This is a genomic window from Streptomyces sp. NPDC030862 (genome assembly GCF_055571835.1).
This window is the reverse complement of sequence record NZ_JBVIEN010000005.1, coordinates 111,298-130,930: the sequence shown is the minus strand read 5'-3', so window position 1 is coordinate 130,930 and position 19,633 is coordinate 111,298. Positions and strand designations below refer to the sequence as shown.

The following is a 19,633-nucleotide window of genomic DNA, read 5'->3' as shown; positions in this document are numbered from 1 at the left end:
TGCACCGCTCGCGTCACAATTCGCGTCACATCCCAGAAGGAGATGCTCGTGCCGTCCATCGACGTCGTCGTAGCCCGGGAAATCCTGGACTCCCGAGGCAACCCCACGGTCGAGGTCGAGGTCGGCCTCGACGACGGCAGCACCGGCCGTGCTGCCGTTCCGTCCGGTGCCTCCACCGGTGCGTTCGAGGCCCTCGAGCTCCGCGACGGTGACAAGGACCGCTACCTCGGCAAGGGTGTCGAGAAGGCCGTCCTCGCCGTCATCGAGCAGATCGGCCCGGAGCTCGTCGGCTACGACGCCACCGAGCAGCGGCTGATCGACCAGGCGATGTTCGACCTGGACGCCACGCCGGACAAGTCCTCGCTCGGCGCCAACGCCATCCTCGGCGTCTCCCTCGCCGTCGCGCACGCCGCCTCCGAGGCGTCCGACCTGCCGCTCTTCCGCTACCTGGGCGGCCCGAACGCGCACCTGCTGCCCGTTCCGATGATGAACATCCTGAACGGCGGCTCGCACGCCGACTCCAACGTGGACATCCAGGAGTTCATGATCGCCCCGATCGGTGCGGAGTCCTTCTCCGAGGCCCTGCGCTGGGGCGCCGAGGTCTACCACACCCTGAAGAAGGTCCTGAAGGACAAGGGCCTCTCCACGGGCCTGGGCGACGAGGGCGGCTTCGCCCCCAACCTCGACTCCAACCGCGCCGCCCTCGACCTCATCCTCGAGGCCATCAAGCAGGCCGGCTACACCCCGGGCAAGGACATCGCGCTGGCGCTCGACGTCGCCGCGTCCGAGTTCTACAAGGACGGCGCCTACGAGTTCGAGGGCAAGTCCCGCTCGGCCGCCGAGATGACCGACTACTACGCCGAGCTCGTCGAGGCGTACCCGCTGGTCTCCATCGAGGACCCGCTGTTCGAGGACGACTGGGACGGCTGGAAGACCATCACCGAGAAGCTGGGCGCCAAGGTGCAGCTGGTCGGCGACGACCTGTTCGTCACCAACCCCGAGCGCCTCGCCCGCGGCATCGAGGAGGGCGCGGCCAACGCGCTGCTCGTCAAGGTCAACCAGATCGGCTCGCTGACCGAGACCCTCGACGCCGTCGAGCTGGCCCAGCGCAACGGCTTCAAGTGCATGATGTCCCACCGCTCCGGCGAGACCGAGGACGTCACCATCGCCGACCTGGCCGTCGCCACCAACTGCGGCCAGATCAAGACCGGCGCCCCGGCCCGCTCCGAGCGCGTCGCCAAGTACAACCAGCTGCTGCGCATCGAGGAGATCCTCGACGACGCGGCGGTGTATGCCGGCCGCAGCGCCTTCCCGCGCTTCCGCTTCTCGGGCGAGTAAGGCCGATAGGCCCTCAGTAGCCCGGTTACGTACGTCCCCGGCCACGGTCCCGTACCGTGTCCGGGGACGTACGTACGTAACGGGGTGCAGGGGAGGAGCGAGGATGGCCCGGGACCGGTTCTCCACCGCGACCAGGCTGCGGCTGCTCGGCGAGCAGACCGCCGCCCGCGTGTACCGCTCCCAGACGCGCCGTCAGGACCGCCGCTCCCGGCTCACCGGCCGCGCGGCCTTCCTCGCGCTCGTGGTCTGCTCGATGGTGGTGGCCCTGGCGTACCCGATGCGCCAGTGGGTCTCCCAGCAGAGCGAGATCGCCGAGCAGGAGCGGCTGGCGGCCGAGGCGGCCGAGCGCGTCGAGCGGCTGCGCGACGAGAAGGCGCGGCTCCAGGACGACGCCTACATCAGGCGCCTCGCCCGCGAACACCTGCACTACGTACGCCCCGGGGAGACCGGTTACACGGTCATCGACCCCGACGCGGTGCGCCAGCGCCGCACCGACCAGGGCGCGGCCGACCGCGCCTGGTACTCCAACCTCTGGGACGGCGTGGACTCCGCTGACCGCACCGACGGCACGGACCGCGCCGTTCGCACCGACCGCAAGTAGAACCCAAGGCAGGCATGGAAACGCCCCCTCCGCAGACCGAACGCACCGAGCCCACCGAGGCGGACGTCGCGGCGTTCGAGGAACAGCTCGGCCGCCCGCCGCGCGGCCTGCGCGCCATCGCGCACCGCTGCCCGTGCGGCAACCCCGACGTGGTGGAGACCGCGCCCCGGCTGCCGGACGGCACGCCGTTCCCGACGACGTACTACCTCACCTGCCCGCGCGCGAACTCCGCGATCGGCACGCTGGAGGCGAACGGCGTCATGAAGGAGATGACCGACCGGCTGCAGTCCGACCCGGAGCTGGCGGCCGCCTACCGGGCCGCGCACGAGGACTACATCGCGCGCCGGGACGCCATCGAGGTCCTGGAGGGCTTCCCGAGCGCGGGTGGCATGCCGGACCGCGTGAAGTGCCTGCACGTGCTCGTCGCGCACTCGCTGGTGGCCGGCCCGGGCGTGAACCCGCTGGGCGACGAGGCGCTGGCGATGCTGCCGGAGTGGTGGGCCAAGGGCCCGTGCGTCGGCGCCCACCGGGAGGACGCGCAGTGACGACCCGGGTCGCCGCCATCGACTGCGGTACGAACTCCATCCGCCTGCTCGTCGCCGACGTCGACCCGACCACCGGTCAGGTCACCGACCTGGACCGGCGGATGACGATCGTCCGTCTCGGCCAGGGCGTCGACCGGACCGGCCGGCTCGCCCCCGAGGCGCTGGAGCGGACCTTCGCCGCCTGCCGCGAGTACGCCGGCGTCATCGAGGAGTACGGCGCCGAGAGGCTGCGTTTCGTGGCCACCTCGGCCTCGCGCGACGCCGAGAACCGCGACGACTTCGTGCGGGGCGTGCGGGAGATCCTCGGCGTGGAGCCCGAGGTCGTCACCGGCGATCAGGAGGCGGAGTTCTCCTTCACCGGGGCCACCAAGGAACTGCCCGGCACCGGGGAGGAGTACCTGGTGGTGGACATCGGCGGCGGCTCCACCGAGTTCGTCGTCGGCACCGAGCACGCGCGCGCGGCCCGCTCCGTCGACATCGGCTGCGTCCGGCTGACCGAGCGTCATGTCCGCAGCGACCCGCCCTCGGAGGCGGAGGTCGCAGCGATCCGGGCGGACGTCGAGGCGGCCCTCGACCTCGCGGAGGAGACCGTTCCGCTGCGGGGGGCCGGGACGCTGGTCGGGCTCGCGGGTTCGGTCACCACGGTGGCGGCGATCGCGCTGGGGCTCAAGGAGTACGACTCGGCCGCGATCCACGGCTCGCGCATCCCCTACGAGCGGGTCGCGGAGGTCACCGGGCGGCTGGTCGCCTCCACCCACGACGAGCGCTCCGCGATCCCGGTGATGCACCCGGGCCGGGTGGACGTCATCGCCGCCGGGGCGCTGGTGCTGCTGGCCGTGATGGACCGGATCGGGGCGCGGGAGGTCGCGGTCTCCGAACACGACATTCTGGACGGAATCGCCCTCTCGCTGGTCTGACGCGGGACCGCCGGACGGCCGGCCGGAAGGGTCGCCGGACGGCCCGTCGGGAAAGTTCGTGAAGTTCTTCACAAGGAAAAGGGCCCTGAGGGGTGTCCTGGAGGCCTTTCGGGGCCTCCAAGGGCCCCTTCGGGGCCCTTTCCCGCCCCCGCGAGGGGCACCTCACCTATGTTTCGCAGGCGTGAACTCCGGTGCGGTCCACCGTTGCAAGGTGCTCTCTGTCCCAGTTCAACGGGGGTGAACAACGTCTTCTGTTACACCGCGGTTCCCCTGCGGCGCCATGACCTCGGTCACGTGGGCGGCGGAGTGTAGCAGAGGTGCCCCGGAAGCTTGTGAAGGGGCGCACGAGCGACCCCCCTCCAGCGGGTGGATACTCGATGGCATGAGCACCACGGAGCGTCCCAGGATCCTCGTAGTAGGCGGTGGGTACGTAGGCCTGTACGCAGCTCGGCGCATTCTCAAGAAGATGCGCTACGGCGAGGCGACCGTCACGGTCGTCGACCCCCGGTCGTACATGACCTACCAGCCCTTCCTGCCCGAAGCCGCCGCCGGCAGCATCTCGCCGCGGCACGTCGTCGTCCCGCTGCGACGCGTGCTGCCCAAGGCCGAGGTACTCACCGGCCGGGTCACCAGCATCGACCAGGACCGCAAGGTCGCCACGGTCTCGCCGCTCGTCGGCGAGGCGTACGAGCTGCCGTTCGACTACCTGGTCATCGCGCTCGGCGCGGTCTCCCGCACCTTCCCGATCCCCGGCCTCGCCGAGCAGGGCATCGGCATGAAGGGCATCGAGGAGGCCATCGGCCTGCGCAACCACGTCCTCGAGCAGCTCGACAAGGCCGACTCGACGACCGATGAGGAGGTCCGCCGCAAGGCGCTGACCTTCGTCTTCGTGGGCGGCGGCTTCGCCGGCGCGGAGACCATCGGCGAGGTCGAGGACCTGGCGCGCGACGCCGCGAAGTACTACAAGAACGTGAAGCGCGAGGACATGCGCTTCATCCTGGTGGACGCCGCCGACAAGATCCTCCCCGAGGTCGGCCCGAAGCTCGGCCAGTACGGCAAGGAGCACCTGGAGAGCCGTGGGGTGGAGATCTACCTCAACACCTCCATGGACTCCTGCGTCGACGGCCACGTGGTGCTGAAGAACGGCCTGGAGGTCGACTCCAACACCATCGTCTGGACCGCCGGTGTGAAGCCGAACCCGGTCCTCTCCCGCTACGGCCTGCCCCTGGGCCCGCGCGGCCACGTCGACACCGACGTCACCCTCCAGGTCAAGGGCAGCGACTACATCTGGGCCGCCGGCGACAACGCCCAGGTCCCGGACCTCGTCGGCCGCAAGGCGGGCAACGAGAACGCCTGGTGCCCGCCGAACGCCCAGCACGCGCTGCGCCAGGCCCGGGTCCTCGGCGACAACGTGATCTCCGGCATGCGGGGCTTCCCGCAGAAGGAGTACAGCCACGCCAACAAGGGTGCGGTCGCCGGTCTCGGCCTGCACAAGGGCGTCGCGATGATCGTCATGGGCAAGATGAAGATCCGTCTCAAGGGCCGTCTCGCCTGGTACATGCACCGCGGCTACCACGGCATGGCCATGCCGACCTGGAACCGCAAGATCCGCGTCTTCGCGGACTGGACGCTCGCGATGTTCCTCAAGCGCGAGGTCGTCTCGCTCGGCGCCATCGAGTCGCCGCGCGAGGAGTTCTACGAGGCGGCCAAGCCGGCGCCGCAGGCGTCGTCCTCCTCCGCGACGCCGCCGCAGAAGGCCAAGGCCTCCTGACGCACGCTCAGCGCTGAGCCGGACCGGCCGTAAGTCCGGCTCCCGAGGGGCCGCCCGCCATCCGTGGTGCGGGCGGCCCCTTCGCGTTGCCCGCGCGCCGGGCCGCGCGCTTCTTTGCCCTTCCATTGCGTCGTTCCGGGACTGTCACCCGTCGCTGTCGGTGTTTACGTGGTGACGAGCATTTCTGGGATCGAACGTCACGGAGGTGTGCACCATGGCCGACGCCGCGTCGCGGCTCACGACTCTCGCCGAGGACCTGCTGGGAGTCCCCCTGCCGGTCCGGATCCGGGCCTGGGACGGGAGTGAGGCGGGGCCTCCGGGTGACGTCCCCGTGCTCGTCATCCGCAGCCGGCGGGCCCTGCGGCGGATGCTGTGGAAGCCGGGGGAGATGGGCCTGGCGCGGGCGTGGGTGGCCGGCGAGCTCGACGTCGACGGCGATCTGTACGAGGCCCTCGACCGGCTCGCCGGCTTCATCTGGGAGCGCGGCGCCGACGCGAAGGACCCCGTCCACGCCATACGCGACCCGCGGGTACGGGCGGCGATCCGCGGGCTGGTGAAGATAGCCGGCCCCTGGCCGCCGCCCGCGCCACCCGCCGAGGAGGTCCGGCGGCGGACCGGGCCGCTGCACACCAAGCGGCGCGACAAGGAGGCCATCAGCCACCACTACGACGTCGGCAACGACTTCTACGAGCTCGTCCTCGGCCCGTCGATGGTCTACTCCTGCGCGTACTGGACGGAAGGCGGCACCCTGGAGGACGCCCAGCGCGACAAGCTCGACCTGATCTGCCGCAAGCTCGGCCTCCAGGAGGGCGACCGGCTGCTCGACGTGGGCTGCGGCTGGGGCTCCATGGCCATCCACGCCGCCCGCGAGTACGGCGCCAGAGTCGTCGGCGTCACGCTCTCCACCGAGCAGGCGGCCTTCGCGCGCAAGCGCATCGCCGAGGAGGGCCTCACCGACCGGATCGAGATCCGGGTCCAGGACTACCGGGACGTCAGGGACGGGCCGTACGACGCGATTTCCTCCATCGGGATGGCCGAACACGTCGGCGCCGTCCGCTACCGCGAGTACGCCGACGACCTGTACGCCCTGCTCAAGCCGGGCGGCCGGCTCCTCAACCACCAGATCGCGCGCCGCCCCGAGCCGGACGAGACCGCGTACCACGTGGACGAGTTCATCGACGCGTACGTCTTCCCCGACGGCGAGCTCGCACCCGTCGGCCGTACCGCCGCCACCCTGGAGGATGCCGGGTTCGAGGTCCGCGACATCGAGGCCCTGCGCGAGCACTACGCCCTGACCCTGCGCCAGTGGGTGGCCAACCTGGAGGCGAACTGGGCCCGGGCGCAGCGCCTGGCCTCCCCCGGCCGCGCGCGGGTCTGGCGCCTCTACATGGCGGCGTCCGCCGTCTCCTTCGAGCGCAACCGCATCGGCGTCAACCAGGTCCTGGCGGTGAAGACGCCCGAGAGCGGGGCGTCGGGCATGCCGCTGCGGGCAAGACGGTGGACCGGGGGCGGCGACCGCTGACACGCCGAAGGGCCGGGCCCCCGCACCACGGGGGGACCCGGCCCTTCGGCACATCACCGGCGGAGTTACTCGGCCTTGATGGCGTTCAGCATGTTCAGCTTCGCGGCGCTGCGCGCCGGCCACATCGCGGCGAGGACGCCGACCAGTGCGGCCAGGACCAGGAAGATCCCGATCCGGTCCCACGGGATGACCAGGGCGTAGCCGGGCAGTCCGGACTTGATGGACTGGCCGATCGCCCAGCCCAGGAACGTGCCGAGCCCGATGCCGACCACCGCGCCGAAGACCGAGATGACCACGGCCTCCAGCCGCACCATCCGCTTCACCCGGCGCCGGTCCAGGCCGATCGCCCGCAGCATGCCGATCTCCTGCTGCCGCTCGAAGACCGACATGGCCAGGGTGTTGACGACGCCGAGCACCGCGATGATCAGCGCCATCGCCAGCAGGCCGTACATGATGTTCAGCATCATGTTGATCATGCCGCCGAACTGGTCGCGGATGTCCTGCTTGTCCATGACGTTGATCGCCGGGTTGTTGCCCAGCGCGTCGACCAGAGCCTTGTCGTTCGCCGCAGTCTCACCGCCGTCCATCGTCACGAAGATCTGCGGCATGAACGGCTTGTTCTCGTGCGGCGCGACGACCTCGGTGGCCACCAGCGCCGGCGACAGGAACTCGGTGTCCTTGAAGAGGGCGCCCACGGTCAGCTCGCCCTTCTTCTCGTCGGCGAAGGTGACCGGCAGGGTGTCACCGACCTTCCAGTTCCGCTTGGCGGCGGTCTTCTCGGCGACCGCGATCCGCCCCTCGCCGAGGGAGGCCAGCGAACCGTCCACCACCTCGACCTTCAGCACCTGCTCGATGTCGCCGGGCGTGACGGCCGACGCGGAGATCCAGTCGTCCCCGATGTCGAAGGACGTGGCCTGCTGCGGCGAGACGGCCTTGACGCCCGGGGCCTTCTGCAGTGCGCTCAGCGCGGACTCGTCGAGGGCGCCGCCGCTGGCCATGGCGACCATGTAGTCGGCCTTGATCTGGTCCGTGGTCATCTTGTCCAGGGCCGTGCCGACCGTGACGCCCAGCACCGACAGGCCGGTGACCAGGGTGAGGCCGATGGCCAGCGCGGAGGCGGTGGCGCCGGTGCGGCGCGGATTGCGGACCGCGTTCTGCCCGGCGAGCTTGCCGGAGACGCCGAAGACGCGTACCAGCAGCGGGCGTACGAGGGCGATGACCGGGCGGGCGAGCAGCGGGATGAGCACGATCACACCGACCAGCGCGAGGAAGGCACCGCCGGCGATCAGCCACCGGCCGTCGGAGCCGGCCGCGGCGCCCGCCACGATCAGCGCCGCGCCGGCGGCGGTGATGAGCGCGCCGATGGAGTTGCGCACCACCAGGGACTTCGTCGTCGCCACCGCGTGGACGCTGCTCATCGCGGCCACCGGCGGGATCTTCGCGGCGCGGCGGCCGGGCAGCCAGGCGGCGAACATGGTGATCAGGACACCCACGGCGAGCGAGGCGAGCATCGGCGTCGTACCGATGACGAGCGACCCGTCGGGCATCTTCATGCCGAACGCCGCCATCCCCGAGCGCAGCCCCACGGCCAGGGCCACACCGAGCGCGAAGCCGACGACGGACGCGACGAGGCCGACCAGACCGGCCTCGGCCAGCACCGAGCGGGTGATCTGCTTGCGGGACGCGCCGACGGCGCGCATCAGCGCCAGCTCCTTGGTGCGCTGCGCGACCAGCATGGTGAACGTGTTGGAGATCAGGAACACGCCGACGAAGAGCGCGATGCCGGCGAAGCCCAGCAGCATCTGGTTGAGGCTGTTCAGCTCCCTCTCGATCATCTCCGCCTGCTCGTCCGCGAGCGCGGCACCCGTCTGCGCGGTGGCGCTCTCCGGGATGAGCGGCTTCACCGCGTCGAGGATCTTCGCGTCGTCGGCGCCGGGCGCGGCGGTGACCGTCAGCTCCTTGTAGTAGCCCGGCTTCAGGTAGAGCCGCTGGGCGACGGAGGTGTCGAACAGCACCAGGCTGCCGCCGGCGTTCACGGCGCCGTCCTCGGTGGTGAAGACGCCCGCGAGGGTGTACTCCTTCACCGGCCCGTTGGTGGCCACCCGCACCCGGTCGCCGACCTTGTACGCGCCCTTGGCGGCGGTGTCCTTGTCGAGCGCGATCTGGTCGTCCTTCACCGGGCCGGAGCCCTCGGTGAAGTCGTAGGCGGCGTCCTTGCCGTCCTTGCCGGGGGCGAAGTTGGAGCCCTTGTTGGACCAGCCGACGCCGATGAGCTTGCCGTCGGGGTCGGCGACGCCGGCGAAGCCGTCCACCCGACCGGTGACGGAGGCGACCCCGTCCAGCTTCCCGACCTTGTCGAGGGTCTGCTGGGAGAGGCCGGGCTCCTGCTTGGCGTCGTTCTGGTCGGCGTACGAGGTGACGGCGACGGCGACGTCGTCGTAACTCCTGGCCGACTGGTTGCGGAAGGCGTGGGAGAGGGTGTCGGTGAAGACCAGGGTGCCGGAGACGAAGGCCACGCCGAGCATGACGGCGAGCACGGTCATCAGCAGCCTGGCCTTGTGCGCGAGCACGTTGCGCAGGGCGGTACGGAACATGAGGTGAGTCCTGGGAGTGGGTGCGGGCGTACGGGGCGGTCGGCTGGTCGGCCGGCCGGCTGGGCAGCCGGTCCGGTCAGCCGGTCAGCTGGTGCGGCCCTTGGTGTCGAACTCCTTCATGCGGTCCAGCACGCCGTCCGCCGTCGGGCGGAGCATCTCGTCGACGATGCGGCCGTCCGCCAGGAAGACCACGCGGTCCGCGTACGAGGCGGCCACCGGGTCGTGGGTGACCATGACGACGGTCTGGCCGAGCTCGCGCACGGAGTTGCGCAGGAAGCCCAGCACCTCGGCGCCGGAGCGGGAGTCCAGGTTTCCGGTGGGCTCGTCGCCGAAGATGATCTCGGGGCGGGAGGCCAGCGCGCGGGCGACCGCCACGCGCTGCTGCTGGCCGCCGGAGAGCTGCGCGGGGCGGTGGGAGAGGCGGGCGGACAGGCCCACCATGTCGATGACCTTGCGCACCCACTCCTTGTCGGGCTTACGGCCCGCGATGTCCATCGGGAGGGTGATGTTCTCGGCCGCCGTCAGCGTCGGCAGCAGGTTGAACGCCTGGAAGATGAAGCCGATCTTGTCCCGGCGCAGCTGTGTGAGCTGCTTGTCCTTGAGGGAGCCGAGCTCGGTCTCACCGATGCGGACCGAGCCGGAGCTGAAGGTGTCCAGGCCGGCGACGCAGTGCATCAGGGTCGACTTGCCGGACCCCGACGGGCCCATGATCGCGGTGAACTCACCCTGTCCGAACTCCACGGTGACCCGGTCCAGGGCGACCACCTGGGTCTCACCCTGTCCGTAGACCTTGGACAGATCCGTGGCGCGGGCGGCCACCGTGGTGGCGCGGTGGGCGAGGGGGGTGGTGGTCACGAGGGTGCTCCTGTCGGGAACGGCGGTTCGAATCGAGTACTCGTCCATCGTCCGCGCCGGCCACCCCGCCGGACGTCCGTCCGCGTGCCCGTATCCGGGGCAGTCTCGAGTCGGACCGGAGGCCCCACCCCTCCTCCTGAGGTATGACACGACCCCTGAGACCCACCCCGCCACCGGGCCCGGTCGCCCCGCGGGCGGCCCTCGGTGCCCCCTCGCCGGACATCGCCCGGTCATCGGCCGGCCATCCGGTGGTCAGCCGGTGGTCGGCCGGCGGTCCGTGCGCCGGACCGGGGCGACGACTTTCCGTCATTCCTTTGCGCGGTTCTGTGCTGCCGCGAGCCCGACACGGCTACCGCGCCACGCGCCTCACCTGCGCTGACGCACCCTCAAGCGTCAATAAAATAAGACAACATCGGGCCAGCGTTCCGCTGTTCGAGGGACGCCTCCGGATAGGCTCATGTGCCATGCGGAGCCGCGTTCCGCGCCCGGGTGGTGGAATGCAGACACGGCGAGCTTAAACCTCGCTGGCCTTAGGCCGTGCCGGTTCGAGTCCGGCTCCGGGCACTCACCGTCCGCACCGCCGGGAGCGGTCCCACGGCTTGGCCCGGGACCCGCCCAGAAGGAAGCGGACGATGCCGTCCTCGTCGTTGGACGCCGTGATGTCGGCGCCCCGGAAAGGGCCGTACGCCTGCTGTGCGTGCGTTCTGTGCGTTCCGGCCCGAAAGATCCTCCCCGAGCACTAGGGTGTTTCCTTTGCGTCCCCATTACTCTTGTCTCAAGGCCGCGCACGGCGGCCATGGAGGAGTGAGATGAGGAGCAGCAACCCGGTCTTCTCGCGACGGGGGTTCAGCCGCGACAACGGCGGCTACGCGGGCTTCAACGCGCAGCAGCCGGCCGGGGGCCCCGCCGCTGGAACCAACCCGTACGCGACGAACCCTTACGCCACCAACCCCTACGCGCAGGACGCCGTCCAGCTCGGCGCCCCGCAGGCGCCGGCGCGCACGGGGGCCATGACGATCGACGACGTGGTCACCCGCACGGGCATCACGCTCGGTACGGTCTTCGTCACCGCGACGCTCGCCTGGCTCCTGCTGCCCGTCGACCCGGCGAACATCGGCACGTCGTACGGCATCGGCATCGGCGCGGCCCTGGTGGCCTTCGTCTGCGCGATGATCCAGGCCTTCAAGCGCAAGGCGTCGCCCGCGCTGATCCTGGCCTACGCGGCCTTCGAGGGTGTCTTCCTCGGGGTCATCTCCAGCGCCGTCTCCACGTACGTCACGCCGGGCGCGGTCCCGCAGGCGGTGCTCGGCACCATGGCGGTCTTCGCCGGCGTGCTCATCGCGTACAAGATGCGCTGGATCCGCGTCACCCGGCGCTTCTACGGCTTCGTGATGGCGGCCGCGCTCGGCTTCATCCTGCTGATGGCGGTGAACGCGCTGTTCGCCGTCTTCGGTGGCGGTGACGGCCTCGGCTTCCGCAGCGGCGGCCTCGGCATCATGTTCGGCGTGATCGGCATCGTCCTCGGTGCGTGCTTCCTGGCCCTGGACTTCAAGCAGGTCGAGGACGGCATCACCTACGGTGCCCCGCGCGAGGAGTCGTGGCTGGCGGCCTTCGGCCTCACCATGACGCTGGTGTGGATCTACCTGGAGTTCCTGCGGCTGATCTCGATCCTGCAGGGCGACGACTGACCCCGCCCACGCGGAACGCGTCACGCGGAACAGGGAAGGCCCCGTACCGGCGAGAGCCGGTACGGGGCCTTCCCGTCTGTCCCGTCCGAGTGCCGTCAGAGGAGTTTGCGCGCCGCCCGGCGCAGGTCGTACTCGTGGATGATCGCCTTGGCGTGCCCGTACGCGAGGTTGTGCTCGCCCCGGAGCCAGCTCACCTTCTCCTCGAAGCGGAGGAGGGAGGGGCCTTCCTCGACGGTGCGAAGCCAGTCGGCCACTTCACGGCCGGTGCAGGCGGGAATGCGCGCGAGCAGATTTCGGTGGGTCTCTTCGGAGAAGACTTGGGACATCGGCGCCTCCGGACGCTGTGCGCGTGTGCTCCTTCACGTCACCGTGCCTGAGCGTTCGCGTATTGGCAACAGTGCCGTACCGGCGCATAGGGTCGCGGCGTGGTGGACACGACTGAATTGACCCGTGCCGTGGAACGTTTCGCCGACTGGCTGCGGGCCGCCCCGCAGAGTCGCCTCCAGCGGGGCGCGGCCGCCGAAGGGCTCGCGTTGGCAAGGGAGTTGGCGCTGCGGGCGCAGCGCATCGAGGACCCGGGGGCGGAGCCGCGGACCATGCCGGACGCGGGGGTGTTCAGCGTCGCCGACCAACTTATGGTGGCCGGTAACGATCTGGCGGAGGTTCTGCGGACGGCCCCGGCCCCCGGCGGTACGGCCGCCGAGCAGCTGGACGAGGCCGTGGGGCTGGTGGAGCGGGCGGCGGCTAGAGCGAGGCTATGACGCGGTCGGCGAGGACGTAGACGTTCTCGGAGCCGCCGTCACCCTCGCCCGCGCCGTCGCCGCACGAGAAGGTCAGGGCGTACGCGCCGGAGACGCCGGAGCCGCCGAGCAGGACCGGTGCCGCGCCCTTGCGCAGCGCGTCCGCGAGGCGCTCGGCGGTCTCGCGGTGGCCGGGGGTCATGCACAGCGTCGTGCCGTCGGCGAAGACGTACACGTCGAGCGTGCCGAGGGGGCCGGGGCGTACGTCGGTGAGCGCCGTACGGGCCTCGGCGAGCTCCTCCAGGCGGGCCACGGTGCGCTCGTGGTCGGTGACGACGGGCGTCTGGACCGGCACGAAGTCCGGGTGCGAGGGGTGCCGGCGGCGGGCGGCGGCCAGCTCGGGGGAGTCCTCGGGGAACTCGGGGAGCTCGTACTCGGCGGCGTACTCGGCGTAGTCCGCGTCGTCGCGGTCGCGGTCGTGGTCGCCGTCGAGGCCCAGGGCCTCCAGGCCCACGAAGTCCGCCTGGCGCGGCACGAAGAACGGGCCGTCGTCGGGGAGGCCGGACAGGCCGCCGCCCAGCAGCGTGCCGGGGGCGTCGGCGGCGTCGCGGGCCTCCTGGGCGGCCCAGAAGGCGCGCGCCTCGGCGAGCTCGCGCTCGCGCTCCTCGGCCAGGGCCTCGGCGACGGCGGCGCGTATGTCGTCGGTGGTGGTGCGGGCGTGGGGCACGGTGGGGGCGTGGTCGGCGAGGTCGTGCGCGGCGGCGAGATCGGCGCGCAGGGCGACCACCTGCTTGCGCAGCCCGTGCGCAGCGTGCAGGGCGGCGGCGCCCACGGCCGTGGCGGTGGCCGTGGTCAGCAGCAGGGCGAGAGACATGGCGCTCACTGACTTACTCCCGGTTTCAATCGATCCCCCGCACTTCCTACATCAGCTTGTCGTGTCCTCGCGCCCCCTGTCAGTGCATTACGTCACGAATTGGACAGGTTTTTCGTCACCTGGATTTCACCCCTTCCCCAGTTGACCTGCATAAATGGATCTCCCCCGGGATGTAGGTCACATCCTGGGGGAGATTCGGTCACGACTGGGACGCGGTGCGATTAACTGCTCAGCTCAGCCGCTCGATCTTTTGGTCGCGCTTCGCTTCGCTACCGCTGCGGGCAGGTGCCGCCCTCGTTCCTCGGGCGCCCCCTACCCTTCGCTCCAGCTCAGCTCAGCCGCTCGATCTTTTGGTCGCGCTTCGCTTCGCTACCGCTGCGGGCAGGTGCCGCCCTCGTTCCTCGGGCGCCCCCTACCCTTCGCTCCAGCTCAGCTCAGCCGCTCGATGACCATCGCCATGCCCTGGCCCCCGCCCACGCACATGGTCTCCAGGCCGAACTGCTTGTCGTGGAACTGCAGGCTGTTGATCAGCGTGGTGGTGATGCGCGCGCCCGTCATGCCGAAGGGGTGGCCGACGGCGATGGCGCCGCCGTTGACGTTCAGCTTCTCCAGCGGGATGTCCAGGTCCCGGTAGGACGGGATGACCTGCGCGGCGAACGCCTCGTTGATCTCGACCAGGTCGATGTCGCCGATGGTCAGCCCGGCGCGGCGCAGCGCCTGCTTGCTGGCCTCGACCGGGCCGTACCCCATGATCTCGGGGGACAGGCCCGAGACGCCGGTGGAGACGATCCGGGCCAGCGGGGTCAGGCCCAGCTCGCGCGCCTTGGTGTCGGACATGATGACGAGCGCGGCGGCGCCGTCGTTCAGCGGGCAGCAGTTGCCGGCGGTGACGAGGCCGTCGGGGCGGAAGACGGGCTTGAGGCCCCGGACGCCCTCGAGCGTGACGCCCGCGCGCGGGCCGTCGTCCTGGGAGACGACCGTGCCGTCGGGCAGCGTCACCGGGGTGATCTCGCGCTGCCAGAAGCCGTTCTTGATGGCCTCCTCGGCGAGGTTCTGGGACCGTACGCCGAACTCGTCCATGTCCTGGCGGGTGACGCCCTTGAGGCGGGCCAGGTTCTCGGCGGTCTGGCCCATCGCGATGTACGCGTCGGGCAGCAGCCCGTCCTCGCGCGGGTCGTGCCAGTCGGCGCCCTCCTGCTGCGCGCGGGCCGCGGTGCGGGCCTCGGCCTCGGCGAAGAGGGGGTTGTGCGTGTCGGGCAGGCCGTCGCTGGTGCCCTTCACGGAGCGGGAGACCATCTCGACGCCGGCGGAGATGAAGACGTCGCCCTCGCCCGCCTTGATGGCGTGCAGCGCCATGCGGGAGGTCTGCAGCGAGGAGGAGCAGTAGCGCGTGACGGTGCAGCCGGGCAGGTGGTCCATCCCCATCTGCACGGCGACGATCCGGCCGAGGTTGTGGCCCTGCTCACCGCCGGGCAGGCCGCAGCCGAGCATCAGGTCGTCGATGTCGCGCGGGTCGAGCTCGGGCACCTTGGCGAGCGCGGCCTGGATGATCGTGGCGGTCAGGTCGTCCGGCCGCAGGTCCTTCAGGGAGCCCTTGAAGGCCCGGCCGATGGGGGAGCGGGCGGCTGAGACGATCACGGCTTCGGGCATCGGGGCTCCAGGTGCGGTGAGGCGGATGGCGGACCTGTGAGGTGAAGTTACCCGCACGTATCGCGCAGGTCACTGCACGGAACGTGTGATGAGCGCCGCATTTCTAAGCGCTCGCTCAGGCGTGCCGGGCGCACGGGCTGCTACGCGTGGCGCCCTCGGGCGTCGCCGCGGGCGTCCGGCCAGTCCGGCGACGGTGCCGGGCCCGTGACCGGGGGCAGGCGCCGGCGTCGGCGGTGCTTCAGGCGGGCCCAGGGGGCGCGGGCCGGGGTGACCTCCGTACCGGCCTCCTCCGCGGCCTCCGCCGCCGCCTTCGCGACCGGCAGGATGCCCTCGCGGCGGTCGGCCTCCAGCCGCTCCTCCTCCGGCCAGACGCCCAGGACGGCGCAGACCGTGGGCAGGACGGCCATCGCCGCCGTCGCGTACCCCTCCGCCGAGGGGTGGTAGTTGTCGGCGCCGAACATCTCGCGCGGGTTCGCCTCGAACTCCGGGCCCAGCAGGTCGCCGAGCGACACCGTACGGCCGCCCTGCTCCACGACCACGATCGTCTGGGCGGCGGCCAGCTGGCGCGAGGCCCGCCGCGCCACCCAGCGCAGCGGCTGGTACACCGGCTCGATCGTGCCCAGGTCGGGGCAGGTGCCGACCACCACCTCCGCGCCCGCCGTGCGCAGCCGCCGCACGGTCGTCGACAGGTACCGCACGGACTGGGTCGGCGACATCCGGTGCGTCACGTCGTTCGCGCCGATCATGATCACGCACACGTCGGGGATCCGCCCCGGGTGCGCGAGCAGCAGCGTGGCCTGGCGCTCCAGGTCGTCGGAGCGGGCGCCGGGCAGGGCGACGTTGCGCAGCTCGACGGGACGCTCCGCGACCGCCGCGAGCCCCGAGGCCAGCAGCGCACCCGGCGTCTGGCCGGCCCGCCGCACGCCCTGGCCCGCCGCCGTAGAATCGCCCAGAAGGGCGAGCCTGACCGGCTCGACGCCCTCGAAACCACGGCCGTACAGCCCGTCAGCCGCCGGTGGCAGCGGCGCCACCCCGCCGCCCACGGAACGCTTCGCCAGCTGGACCTCCGCCAGCAGCACCCCCACCGCCGCCGCGCCCAGCAGCCCGATGCCCCCGCCGCCGTACGCCGCGCCCGCGGCGATCCGTCGCGCCACCCTCGCCCTCGACATAGGGGCAGTCACCTCCTCCAGGCAATACAAGAGCTAACTGCCCCGTAACCGCCTCGTCCTACGCATACGCTGGCGGGACCATTACGGAGACCCCGGAGAACTACGGTGCAATTCCACGACTCGATGATCAGCCTCATCGGCAACACCCCGCTGGTGAAGCTCAACAGTGTGACCGAGGGCCTGCAGGCCACCGTCCTCGCCAAGGTGGAGTACTTCAACCCGGGCGGTTCGGTGAAGGACCGGATCGCCCTGCGCATGATCGAGGCGGCCGAGCAGAGCGGTGAGCTCAAGCCCGGCGCCACCATCATCGAACCCACGTCCGGCAACACGGGTGTCGGCCTCGCGATCGTGGCCCAGCAGCGGGGCTACAAGTGCGTCTTCGTCTGCCCCGACAAGGTCTCCACGGACAAGATCAACGTGCTCCGGGCGTACGGCGCCGAGGTCGTGGTGTGCCCCACGGCCGTCGACCCCGAGCACCCGGACTCGTACTACAACGTCTCCGACCGGCTTGTACGGGAGACGCCGGGCGCCTGGAAGCCGGACCAGTACTCGAACCCGAACAACGCCCGTTCGCACTACGAGACCACCGGTCCCGAGGTGTGGGACCAGACGGACGGGAAGATCACCCACTTCGTGGCGGGCGTCGGCACCGGCGGCACCATCACCGGCACCGGCCGCTACCTGAAGGAGGTCAGCGGCGGCAAGGTCCGCGTCATCGGCGCCGACCCGGAGGGCTCGGTGTACTCCGGCGGCTCCGGGCGTCCGTACCTGATCGAGGGCGTCGGCGAGGACTTCTGGCCCAGCGCGTACGACAGCAGCGTCACGGACGAGATCATCGCGGTCTCCGACAAGGACGCCTTCCAGATGACCCGGCGCCTGGCCAAGGAGGAGGGCCTGCTCGTCGGCGGCTCCTGCGGCATGGCCGTCGTCGCGGCGCTGCGGGCGGCGGAGGGGCTCGGCCCGGACGACGTGGTGGTCGTGCTGCTGCCGGACAGCGGCAAGGGCTACCTCTCGAAGATCTTCAACGACGAGTGGATGGCGGACTACGGCTTCCTGGAGGAGGCCGGCCCGTCCGCCAGCGTGGGCGACGTCCTGCGGCACAAGGAGGGCGACATCCCCAAGCTCGTCCACATGCACCCCGAGGAGACCGTCGGCGAGGCCATCGAGGTCCTGCGCGAATACGGCGTCTCCCAGATGCCCATCGTCAAGCCGGGCGCCGGGCACCCCGACGTCATGGCCGCGGAGGTCGTCGGCTCCGTCGTGGAACGCCAGCTGCTGGACGCCCTGTTCACCAAGCGGGCCTCCCTCGACGACCCGCTCGAGAAGCACATGAGCCCGCCGCTGCCGCAGGTCGGCTCCGGCGAGCCGGTCGCCGACCTCATGTCCGTGCTGGGCACGGCGGACGCGGCGATCGTGCTGGTCGAGGGCAAGCCCACCGGTGTGGTGAGCCGTCAGGACCTGCTGTCGTTCCTCGCGAAGGAAGGCAAGTAGCCGCGAGGCGGCCGCCCTTCGGGGCGGCTTCGCGCAAACGGTACGAGCACGTCATGTCACGGCAGCACCCGCTTAACACTGCTCGTGCACGGTAGGACGTGTCGGCGTCAGGAACCTCCGGAGCGGCTCCCGGACCTCCCGCACGCCACGGACGCGGAGACCGGCCCTGACCCGGCCCGCGTCCCCGCGGGGACCGCCGTCGTCCCGCCCCCCGGCAACGGGGGTGCGGCGGTCCCCGCGCTTCTCCCGTACGGTCCGTGCGGTCCGTACGGCCCGTGCGGTCAGGGGTTGTGGGTCTCGGCCCAGAGCATGGACATCCTCGCGATGCCGGCACGCACCGCGCCTCCCCGGGTGAGAACGGCCCGGTCGACTCCGGAGAAGAGGACCGCCAGGGCCAGATCGGCGGGCAGGACCCGGCCGTTCGCCTGGACGGAGACCTTCTTGTTCTTCCCGCGCCCCGACTGCCGCACCGTGAGGACGACGCCGGGGTCGTCGGCGTTGGGCGTCCGAGCGAGCGTGTACGCCTTCCGATCGATCGCCGTCAGCCTGTAGTGGTCACCCTGGTACGTCATGCGCAGGGAACGGCCCCTCTTCGTCATGGCGAACCTGTTCCGGCTCAGTGACACGAGGCCGTCGCCCACGCGCGCGGTCGCGCGGTTCAGGGTCGGCATCCCCACGAGTTCGGCGTGGATGCCGCGGGTCTCAAAGGTGGCCGTCGGAATGAGACCACCGCTCACCTGTGTGGTGATGAGCTCGTCCACGTAGGGAGGCGCGGGCCAGAGGACGCGCATGTCCCCGTATTCCGGAGACGTGCCCTGCCAGGCGCGCAGCAGCGGCTTGCCCCGAGACCGCTCCCCCTTCCAGAAAGTGAGCGTGAACGGGGTGAGGGTGGTGTGCATGGCGGTCCGTGACTGATCGAAGGGATGAGGGTCGCGGCCCGGCCTCTTCGTCCCGCCGGCGATCCCCGTCACCGCGTCGGACGTGGCCGGTCCGCCCTTGATCATGTCAGCGTCGCGGGTGGTCGGTTCAGAGGGTGACGCCCCCGTCGATGTGGAGCACGTTTCCGGTCATGTACTCCGCGGAGACCACGTAACCGACCATGTCGGCCACCTCCTCCGGCCGGCCGAAGCGGCGCAGCGGGATGGCCTGCAGTGCCTCGTCCCGTGCGGTCTCCGGCAGCGACGCGGTCAGGTCGGTCTCGATGAAGCCGGGTGCGATCGCGTTGGCGCGGATGCCGTACGGGGCGACTTCCTTGGCCAGTGCCTTGGTGAAGCCGATGATCCCGGCCTTGGAGGCGGAGTAGTTGGTCTGGCAGGCCTGTCCGTGGACGCCGGCGGCGGCGGAGATGTTCACGATGCAGCCGCGTCGGCGCTTCATCATCTCGAAGACGACCGCCCGGCTGACGTGGTACGTCCCGTCCAGGTTCGTGGCCAGGACCTGGTGCCACTCCTCCTCGCGCATCAGCGGCAGCGGGCTGTCCCGGGTGATGCCCGCCGCGGCCACCGCCACGTCGATCAGGCCGAGTTCGTTCTCGACCTCGCGGACCAGGGCGCGTACCTCGTCGGCCTGGGAGACGTCCGCGCGGCAGGCGAAGGCGCGCCGGCCCAGTTCGACGACCTCCTTCTCCACCTGCGCGGCGGCGTCGTCGTCGGACCTGTAGCAGAACGCCACGTCGTGTCCGTCGCGGGCCAGCCGGTGGACGACCGCCCGGCCGATGCCGCGTGAACCGCCGGTCACCAGGGCGACCGGTCGTACGTCCCATCCCCTCATGCACAACCCTTCTCGCTGGGTGGTGGCCGTCGCCCTGGAGAGCAGGGTCAGCACGCGGCGCGGACCACGCCTTGATCGATGAACTGGTGTGACACTTCAGCGAGTCGC

The 19,633-nt window shown here is 70.9% G+C and carries 17 protein-coding genes and 1 tRNA gene; 10 read left to right on the top strand and 8 right to left on the bottom strand.

Annotated features, from left to right (window positions below; genetic code table 11):
• Nucleotides 1-48 precede the first annotated feature (48 nt).
• The 6 genes from eno to ACZ42X_RS15065 all read left to right on the top strand — a co-directional run bounded on the left by eno (nt 49) and on the right by ACZ42X_RS15065 (nt 6,694).
• Nucleotides 49-1,338, top strand: coding sequence for a phosphopyruvate hydratase (gene eno / locus ACZ42X_RS15090; protein WP_355361930.1), 1,290 nt, complete (start codon nt 49-51; stop codon nt 1,336-1,338).
• Nucleotides 1,339-1,441: 103 nt separating this feature from the next.
• Complete coding sequence (locus ACZ42X_RS15085; RefSeq protein WP_468289103.1) at nt 1,442-1,939, top strand: FtsB family cell division protein; 498 nt, start codon at nt 1,442-1,444, stop codon at nt 1,937-1,939.
• 14 nt (nt 1,940-1,953) lie between these two features.
• Nucleotides 1,954-2,484 (top strand): DUF501 domain-containing protein, encoded by a 531-nt coding sequence (locus ACZ42X_RS15080; protein WP_361418300.1) that lies wholly within the window; start codon nt 1,954-1,956, stop codon nt 2,482-2,484.
• Entirely contained in the window at nt 2,481-3,401 is a 921-nt protein-coding gene (locus ACZ42X_RS15075) for a Ppx/GppA phosphatase family protein (protein WP_468289100.1), read from the top strand. The genes ACZ42X_RS15080 and ACZ42X_RS15075 overlap by 4 nt, the downstream gene beginning before the upstream one ends.
• Nucleotides 3,402-3,783: 382 nt before the next feature.
• The gene (locus ACZ42X_RS15070; protein WP_468289097.1) at nt 3,784-5,172 is read left to right on the top strand and encodes an NAD(P)/FAD-dependent oxidoreductase; all 1,389 of its coding nucleotides are present in this window, start codon (nt 3,784-3,786) and stop codon (nt 5,170-5,172) included.
• Nucleotides 5,173-5,386: 214 nt separating this feature from the next.
• The gene (locus tag ACZ42X_RS15065) at nt 5,387-6,694 is read left to right on the top strand and encodes a class I SAM-dependent methyltransferase (RefSeq protein ID WP_468289095.1); all 1,308 of its coding nucleotides are present in this window, start codon (nt 5,387-5,389) and stop codon (nt 6,692-6,694) included.
• A gap of 65 nt (nt 6,695-6,759) precedes the next feature.
• Here the strand turns inward: ACZ42X_RS15065 and ACZ42X_RS15060 are convergent, their stop codons facing one another.
• Both ACZ42X_RS15060 and ACZ42X_RS15055 read right to left on the bottom strand, forming a co-directional pair.
• On the bottom strand, nt 6,760-9,288 hold the full coding sequence (locus ACZ42X_RS15060) for an ABC transporter permease (RefSeq protein WP_468289092.1): 2,529 nt from the start codon (nt 9,286-9,288) through the stop codon (nt 6,760-6,762).
• 84 nt (nt 9,289-9,372) lie between these two features.
• Nucleotides 9,373-10,143 (bottom strand): ABC transporter ATP-binding protein, encoded by a 771-nt coding sequence (locus ACZ42X_RS15055; RefSeq protein WP_468289089.1) that lies wholly within the window; start codon nt 10,141-10,143, stop codon nt 9,373-9,375.
• Between the two features lie 483 nt (nt 10,144-10,626).
• On the opposite strand from ACZ42X_RS15055, the gene ACZ42X_RS15050 reads away from it, so the two are divergent.
• Together ACZ42X_RS15050 and ACZ42X_RS15045 are read left to right on the top strand one after the other, a co-directional pair.
• A tRNA-Leu gene (locus ACZ42X_RS15050) sits at nt 10,627-10,707 on the top strand.
• A gap of 245 nt (nt 10,708-10,952) precedes the next feature.
• Nucleotides 10,953-11,831: a Bax inhibitor-1/YccA family protein gene (locus tag ACZ42X_RS15045; RefSeq protein WP_468289086.1), complete on the top strand. Its 879-nt coding sequence runs from the start codon at nt 10,953-10,955 to the stop codon at nt 11,829-11,831.
• 95 nt (nt 11,832-11,926) lie between these two features.
• Here ACZ42X_RS15045 and ACZ42X_RS15040 read toward each other — a convergent pair whose 3' ends face one another.
• Nucleotides 11,927-12,157, bottom strand: coding sequence for a DUF4287 domain-containing protein (locus ACZ42X_RS15040; RefSeq protein ID WP_355362153.1), 231 nt, complete (start codon nt 12,155-12,157; stop codon nt 11,927-11,929).
• A gap of 99 nt (nt 12,158-12,256) precedes the next feature.
• On the opposite strand from ACZ42X_RS15040, the gene ACZ42X_RS15035 reads away from it, so the two are divergent.
• The gene (locus tag ACZ42X_RS15035) at nt 12,257-12,592 is read left to right on the top strand and encodes a hypothetical protein (RefSeq protein ID WP_468289083.1); all 336 of its coding nucleotides are present in this window, start codon (nt 12,257-12,259) and stop codon (nt 12,590-12,592) included.
• Here ACZ42X_RS15035 and ACZ42X_RS15030 read toward each other — a convergent pair.
• The 3 genes from ACZ42X_RS15030 to ACZ42X_RS15020 all read right to left on the bottom strand — a co-directional run bounded on the left by ACZ42X_RS15030 (nt 12,576) and on the right by ACZ42X_RS15020 (nt 16,264).
• Nucleotides 12,576-13,445 (bottom strand): hypothetical protein, encoded by an 870-nt coding sequence (locus ACZ42X_RS15030; RefSeq protein ID WP_468290124.1) that lies wholly within the window; start codon nt 13,443-13,445, stop codon nt 12,576-12,578. The two genes, ACZ42X_RS15035 and ACZ42X_RS15030, sit on opposite strands and share 17 nt — an antisense overlap.
• Before the next feature lie 429 nt (nt 13,446-13,874).
• Entirely contained in the window at nt 13,875-15,095 is a 1,221-nt protein-coding gene (locus ACZ42X_RS15025) for an acetyl-CoA C-acetyltransferase (protein WP_361418325.1), read from the bottom strand.
• A gap of 140 nt (nt 15,096-15,235) precedes the next feature.
• Nucleotides 15,236-16,264, bottom strand: coding sequence for an SGNH/GDSL hydrolase family protein (locus ACZ42X_RS15020; RefSeq protein ID WP_468289080.1), 1,029 nt, complete (start codon nt 16,262-16,264; stop codon nt 15,236-15,238).
• Nucleotides 16,265-16,369: 105 nt separating this feature from the next.
• On the opposite strand from ACZ42X_RS15020, the gene ACZ42X_RS15015 reads away from it, so the two are divergent.
• A complete protein-coding gene (locus ACZ42X_RS15015; protein ID WP_468289076.1) occupies nt 16,370-17,755 on the top strand; it encodes a cystathionine beta-synthase in 1,386 nt (461 codons plus the stop codon).
• Nucleotides 17,756-18,036: 281 nt separating this feature from the next.
• Here the strand turns inward: ACZ42X_RS15015 and ACZ42X_RS15010 are convergent, their stop codons facing one another.
• Together ACZ42X_RS15010 and fabG are read right to left on the bottom strand one after the other, a co-directional pair.
• On the bottom strand, nt 18,037-18,654 hold the full coding sequence (locus ACZ42X_RS15010) for a hypothetical protein (protein ID WP_468289073.1): 618 nt from the start codon (nt 18,652-18,654) through the stop codon (nt 18,037-18,039).
• A 127-nt stretch (nt 18,655-18,781) separates the two neighbouring features.
• The gene (fabG, locus tag ACZ42X_RS15005) at nt 18,782-19,525 is read right to left on the bottom strand and encodes a 3-oxoacyl-ACP reductase FabG (protein WP_468289070.1); all 744 of its coding nucleotides are present in this window, start codon (nt 19,523-19,525) and stop codon (nt 18,782-18,784) included.
• Nucleotides 19,526-19,633 lie beyond the last annotated feature (108 nt).

Bases quoted from the DNA above. Each gene is read 5' to 3' on its own strand.
- ACZ42X_RS15020 (WP_468289080.1), bottom strand. From the start codon at position 16,264: ATGTCGAGGGCGAGGGTGGCGCGACGGATCGCCGCGGGCGCGGCGTAC.
- ACZ42X_RS15085 (WP_468289103.1), top strand. From the start codon at position 1,442: ATGGCCCGGGACCGGTTCTCCACCGCGACCAGGCTGCGGCTGCTCGGC.
- ACZ42X_RS15080 (WP_361418300.1), top strand. From the start codon at position 1,954: ATGGAAACGCCCCCTCCGCAGACCGAACGCACCGAGCCCACCGAGGCG.
- fabG (WP_468289070.1), bottom strand. From the start codon at position 19,525: ATGAGGGGATGGGACGTACGACCGGTCGCCCTGGTGACCGGCGGTTCA.
- ACZ42X_RS15030 (WP_468290124.1), bottom strand. From the start codon at position 13,445: ATGTCTCTCGCCCTGCTGCTGACCACGGCCACCGCCACGGCCGTGGGC.
- ACZ42X_RS15070 (WP_468289097.1), top strand. From the start codon at position 3,784: ATGAGCACCACGGAGCGTCCCAGGATCCTCGTAGTAGGCGGTGGGTAC.
- ACZ42X_RS15045 (WP_468289086.1), top strand. From the start codon at position 10,953: ATGAGGAGCAGCAACCCGGTCTTCTCGCGACGGGGGTTCAGCCGCGAC.
- ACZ42X_RS15040 (WP_355362153.1), bottom strand. From the start codon at position 12,157: ATGTCCCAAGTCTTCTCCGAAGAGACCCACCGAAATCTGCTCGCGCGC.
- ACZ42X_RS15025 (WP_361418325.1), bottom strand. From the start codon at position 15,095: ATGCCCGAAGCCGTGATCGTCTCAGCCGCCCGCTCCCCCATCGGCCGG.
- ACZ42X_RS15060 (WP_468289092.1), bottom strand. From the start codon at position 9,288: ATGTTCCGTACCGCCCTGCGCAACGTGCTCGCGCACAAGGCCAGGCTG.
- ACZ42X_RS15010 (WP_468289073.1), bottom strand. From the start codon at position 18,654: ATGCACACCACCCTCACCCCGTTCACGCTCACTTTCTGGAAGGGGGAG.
- ACZ42X_RS15065 (WP_468289095.1), top strand. From the start codon at position 5,387: ATGGCCGACGCCGCGTCGCGGCTCACGACTCTCGCCGAGGACCTGCTG.